The 5,217-nt window shown below is 63.2% G+C and carries 5 protein-coding genes; 4 read left to right on the top strand and 1 reads right to left on the bottom strand.

Annotated elements, in window-relative coordinates:
• The 4 genes from ACP5EL_RS07595 to ACP5EL_RS07580 all read left to right on the top strand — a co-directional run.
• Nucleotides 1-379, top strand: a 379-nt coding sequence (locus ACP5EL_RS07595; RefSeq protein WP_428401916.1) for a hypothetical protein, incomplete at its 5' end; no start/stop codon positions are given.
• Between the two features lie 44 nt (nucleotides 380-423).
• Nucleotides 424-1,497 (top strand): tetratricopeptide repeat protein, encoded by a 1,074-nt coding sequence (locus tag ACP5EL_RS07590; RefSeq protein WP_428401915.1) that lies wholly within the window; start codon nucleotides 424-426, stop codon nucleotides 1,495-1,497.
• 2 nt (nucleotides 1,498-1,499) lie between these two features.
• Nucleotides 1,500-2,117, top strand: coding sequence for a lamin tail domain-containing protein (locus ACP5EL_RS07585; protein WP_428401914.1), 618 nt, complete (start codon nucleotides 1,500-1,502; stop codon nucleotides 2,115-2,117).
• 8 nt (nucleotides 2,118-2,125) lie between these two features.
• Nucleotides 2,126-4,477 carry a heavy metal translocating P-type ATPase gene (locus ACP5EL_RS07580; protein WP_428401913.1) on the top strand — a complete coding sequence of 784 codons (2,352 nt, stop codon included), beginning with the start codon at nucleotides 2,126-2,128 and terminating at the stop codon, nucleotides 4,475-4,477.
• A 9-nt stretch (nucleotides 4,478-4,486) separates the two neighbouring features.
• Here ACP5EL_RS07580 and ACP5EL_RS07575 read toward each other — a convergent pair.
• On the bottom strand, nucleotides 4,487-5,217 hold a 731-nt coding region (locus ACP5EL_RS07575), incomplete at its 5' end, for a tetratricopeptide repeat protein (RefSeq protein ID WP_428401912.1).

The raw sequence follows: 5,217 nt of genomic DNA, 5'->3' as shown, positions 1-5,217 counted from the left end.
AGATCCGGGGCTCGAAGATCCGGGAGCCGAAGAACCGGCGGTGGTGGCCTCCGATCCGCCCGCAGTCCTGGGGACGCAGTCAGAGGCCAGAGAGGTCAAGAGGCTCGTATTCAAGGAAGAGCCCGAACCAGGGGTGAACAGAACCGGCCTGGATCCTCCCTTCGGCGACTCCTGGATGCAGCCCACCCTCGACACCCCCGGCGAAGGCTTCGACTTAGATACGGGATTCAAAGACTTCAGATCTGAGTCCCGATCGGCCAGGGAGATCGATATAAACGGCACCTTGAAGACGGTCTCGATCAGGGAGTTTGAAATGATCGATCTCAGCTCGAACTTCCGCAGGGGATCCGGCTTGACCCCCAGCAGTCCCTTCGGATGACGCCGAAGAGATTTTTTGGCTCTGATCCAGGAATGGGAGTTGAAATGGCGTTGGAGAAGGCAGATACCCCAAATCCGAAGGGTGGGGATGGGCGAAAAAATCACCATCTCCCAGGATCCCGGTCCGGTAAATCCGTCCTCCTATTCCTCCTTCTCCTCCTCGGCATCTCCCCTGTCTATGGGGAGGAGCTCTCGGCCGGCGACTGGTCAGATATGGGGAACTCTCAGGTCAAGAGGGGCGAATATGAGAAGGCCGTCGCCAGCTACGACCGGGCGATCGAGATGGACAAATACAACCCAGACCTCTGGTACAACAAGGGCCTCGCCCTCACCGGCCTTGGAAGATACGAGGACGCCCTCTCCTGCTACCAGAGGGCCACCAAGATCAGGCCCTTCGACGCCGACTTGTGGCTGAGCAGAGGGGCCGCCCTCTCCGCCCTGGGGAGGTGCGAGGAGGCCCTGGAGAGCTACGATCGGGCCGTCGAGTTCGGTCCAGAAAAGGCAGAGGCCTGGAACAACCGGGGCACGATCCTCGCAGATCTCGGCAGGCGCGAGGAGGCCCTGGAGAGCTACGATCGGGCGGTGGAGATCGAGCCGCAAGACCCCCTCGCCTGGAACAACCGGGGCACGATCCTCGCAGATCTCGGCAGGCGCGAGGAGGCCCTGGAGAGCTACGATCGGGTGGTCGAGATCGAGCCGATGGACCCTGACGCCTGGAACAACCGGGGCTTTGCCCTTCACCAGCTGGGCCGCTACCAAGAGGCTCAGGAATGCTACGACCGGGCCATAAGCCTCGACCCTATTCACGAGTACGCCTGGCACAACAAGGGGCTTCTCGTCCCCACCCTCGAAGAGGATACCGAGGACGCCTTTGCCCTCTCCAGAGAGAGGATCTATGATGGGGCCGATTCAAAGGCCGCCGCCTTTCCAGAGGGGGATGGTGCTTTGGAGGAGGAGCAGCTTTCCGGCTGGAGGTTCCCTCTGGTGATCGCGGCGATCCTGGCGGCGGGTATACTCTTGAACCTGGGTGGAAAAGGAAAAGCCTTCGGTCTGAACTCCATCCTGCCCACCCTCAATAGGCTCCTTCCCCTAAGGGACAGATCTCTAAAAAGGCGTTGACTATGAGAATAGAGCAGAGCTTTTTAGTCTTATTGGCCCTCGTCGCCGCTTCAGCATCCGCGGTCTTTGTCGAGGTGAGCGGCGCCGGAGGCGGCGAGTTAGATCCCGTGGACGGGTGGCCAGCATCGGTGGTGATCAACGAGGTGGAGTCAAATCCTCCGGACGGCGACGAGGATAACGAGTGGTTGGAGCTTTACAACGAAGGGGATGGCGATGCCGATGTTGGCGACTGGTGGCTGACGACGGTCGGGGGTTATGTCGTCCCCATCGAGTCGGGGACGATCATCCCGGCGGGAGGTTTTCTGGTGGTCGAGTATGAGGGCTACTGGCTGCGAAACAGCGACGAGATGGTTATTTTGAGAGACGAAGAGGGGGATGAGGTGGACAGAACCCCGGTCCTCTCCGACGATGACGATGACGATCGCAGCTGGTCCAGGCATCCCGACGGCGGGTGCGAGTGGGTCCTCATCCAGTCGAGCCCCGGACTGCCGGTTCCGCCGATGGAGCTTGCGGCGGGCACTCTATCCGACCTTGCCGAGGACGATAAGATGTGGCTTCGATGGACCGGTGACTATCGTGCGTCGGGGCTCTGGGACGTCTCGGACTTTCTCGGATCGTAGATGATAGTATGAGCCGGACAGAGGAGACGCTATCTCTGGAGCTGCCTCTAATTTTGCCCGAGGAGGGTGGCGAGTGTCCCCGGTGCGCCGATCGGCTAGTAGAGGCCCTATCTGACCAGAGGGGGATCGAGAGGGCCCACCTCAGAGATGAGGGGGGGAGGACCCTTCTCTGTCTCCACTATGATCCAAACCTCACCTCCCTCAAGACGGCGAGGCGGCTGGCGGAGGAGATGGGGGCGGGCATCTCCGAAAGGTACCGCCACGAGACCCTAAGAGTGGGGGGGATGGACTGCACCGACTGCGCAAAGAGCCTCGAGCACATCCTCTCTCGCCTCCCCGGCGTCATCGCCGTCTCCGTGAGCTACGCGGCCGAGCGGATTAAGGTCGAGTACGACTCCGCCGAGACCTCTCACCGAGAGATAGTCCGTCGGGTGGAATGGATGGGCTACGAGGTCGAGGAGGAGAGGGGGGAGGGACGGCTCCGGCGCCATCGAGAGCTGGCGTTCGCCCTACTCGCAGGTCTCTTTCTTGCGGCCGGAGTTCTGGCGGAGAGGTCCGGCGGACTATCCTCTGAGACGGTCGCCGGGATCTATCTGCTCGCCTATCTCTGGGGAGGATACGACGCCACCAGGCACGCGGTCAAGGCCGCGGCCCACGCCCGGTTGGATATCGACTTTCTGATGGTGGTGGCGGCCCTGGGGGCCGCCCTGGTGGGCCAGCTGGCCGAAGGTGCCCTTCTCCTCTTCCTCTTCAGCCTGGGCCACTCCCTGGAGCATTACGCCACGGGCAGAGCCCGGAGGGCCATCGAGGCCCTGGGCGAGATCTCGCCGAAGAGCGCCAGGATCAGAAGAGAGGACAGTGAGCTGGATCTGCCCGTCGAGGAGGTGGAGAGGGGCGATGTGGTCATAGTTCGGCCCGGAGAGAGGATCCCCTCCGACGGCATCGTCCTTTTGGGCAGATCCTCTGTGGACGAGAGCCCCATCACCGGGGAGAGCCTCCCCCAGGAGAAGTCGCCCGGCGATCAGGTCTACGCCGGGACGGTCAACGGGTCGGGCTCTCTGGAGGTCGAGGTGACGAAGCTCTCAAAAGACTCCACCCTGGCCAGGGTCATCTCCATGGTGGAGGAGGCCCAGGTCCGGAAGTCGCCCGCCCAGAGGTTCGCCGAGAGGGTCGAGGGGATCTTCGTCCCCCTGGTCCTGAGCGGCGTGGTCCTCCTGATCATCGTACCGCCGGCGGTGGGCCTCCTTCCCTGGGATGAGGCCTTCATCAGGGCGATGACGATCCTGGTGGCGGCATCGCCCTGCGCTCTTGCCATCTCCACCCCCTCCGCAGTCCTCTCGGGGATCGCCCAGGCCGCAAGGCATGGGATCTTGATCAAAGGCGGGGTCCACCTCGAGAACCTCGGATCGATAAAATCGATCGCCTTCGACAAGACAGGAACTCTCACCCTGGGCAGGCCCGAGGTGACGGACGTCGTGCCCGTGGGGGATGCCAGCGAGGACGACCTACTCCGGATCGCAGGGGCCGCCGAGAGGCTGTCGGGCCATCCCCTGGCCGAGGCGGTCCTGAGGGCATCCCGGGATCGGGACATCGACCTTCCGGAGATCGGGCCTCTCCGTTCGGTCCCCGGCAGGGGCCTGAAGGCCAATCTCGGGGGAGAAGAGGTCTCCATCGGCAACCTGAGGCTCTTCGAAGGTGAACTGGACGATCCCCTCTGCGGATCGATGGTCACCGCGGCCGAAGGCCTGGAGGAGAGGGGGAAGACCACGATGGTGGTGAGGAAAGGCGGCCGCTTTTTGGGGGTGATCGGACTCGCAGATAGACCAAGGCCCGAGGCGGCCTCCGCCCTGAAGCGATTGAAGGAGCTGGGGATCGGGCCTCTCGTCATGATCACCGGCGACAACGAGCGCGTCGCCTCCGCCATCGCCTCCCAGCTGGGGATGGATGAGCATATCTCAGGCCTCCTTCCCGAGGAGAAGGTCTCCACCGTCGAGGACCTCCTCGGAAGATTCGGATCGGTGGCGATGGTCGGCGACGGCGTAAACGACGCCCCTGCCCTGGTCAGGGCTACGGTGGGGATCGCCATGGGGGCCGGAGGGACCGACGTCGCCCTGGAGACCGCCGACGTCGCCCTCATCTCCAACGATCTGTCCAGGCTCCCCTTCGCCGTGGCCCTCGGCAGAAGGTCTCGAAGAATCATAGGGCAGAACCTGGCCATCTCCCTTCTGGTCATCGCCCTTCTGGTGCCTCTCGCCCTCTTGGGCCTCGCGGGTATCGGCCTCGCCATAGTCCTTCACGAAGGCTCCACCCTTCTCGTGGTGGCAAACGCCCTGCGCCTTCTCCGCTTTCGGCCGGAATGAGACTCAATTTTATCCGGGCTCAAGCTCCCCCGCCATCTCCTGCGCCTTCCTGGCCTCCTCCTCTCTGCCCAGGGCTTTCAGGGCCAGGGCCATGTTCTTCCAGGCGGTGGTGTACTCGGGGAGGATCTCCACTGCCTTCGTGAAGCACTCAACCGCCTCTTCGGGCCGTTTGAGGGCGATGAGGCAGACCCCCTTGTTGTTCCAGGTGTAGAAGTCGAAGGGGTCGATGAGTATCGACTCATCGTAACACTCGAGGGCCTCCTCGTGCCAGCCCAGGTTGTCGAGGGCCGCGCCCTTGTTGTTCCACGCCCTGCCCGCCCTCGGGCCCAGTGGCTCGATCTCTATCGCCCTGTCGTAGGAGGCGGCCGCATCCTGAAACCTCCCCAATGAGTGGTATGCGTAACCCTTGACGATCCAGGATCTTGGATCCCGCGGGTCGATCTCCAGGGCTTCGTCGGCCGCCTCCAGGGCCTCCTCGTGCCGGGCCAGCTCGTTCAAGGCGATCGCCCTCCCTCGCCAGCTTCGGGCGTGATTTGGCTCTATATCCAGCGCCGTCTCGAAAGACTCCACCGCTTCTTGATAGCGGTGCCCCTTCCGGAGGGACTCTCCGAGCAGGTGCCACGCCTCGATGAATAGGGGGTCGGCCTCGACCGCCCTCTTGAAAGATTCGACGGCCTCCTCGAACGAGCCGGAGCTGTAGTCGGCGGCGCCCTTCTTGTACCAGCGATCCGGGTCTAACA

This window comes from Methanocrinis sp., from assembly GCF_049974945.1.
Lineage (GTDB): Archaea > Halobacteriota > Methanosarcinia > Methanotrichales > Methanotrichaceae > Methanocrinis.
Note: the sequence above shows the minus strand (reverse complement) of the source record. Positions and strands in the feature narration are given on the sequence as shown.

Coding starts and splice junctions, on each gene's coding strand:
- ACP5EL_RS07590 (WP_428401915.1), top strand. CDS start 424: ATGGCGTTGGAGAAGGCAGATACCCCAAATCCGAAGGGTGGGGATGGG.
- ACP5EL_RS07585 (WP_428401914.1), top strand. CDS start 1,500: ATGAGAATAGAGCAGAGCTTTTTAGTCTTATTGGCCCTCGTCGCCGCT.
- ACP5EL_RS07580 (WP_428401913.1), top strand. CDS start 2,126: ATGAGCCGGACAGAGGAGACGCTATCTCTGGAGCTGCCTCTAATTTTG.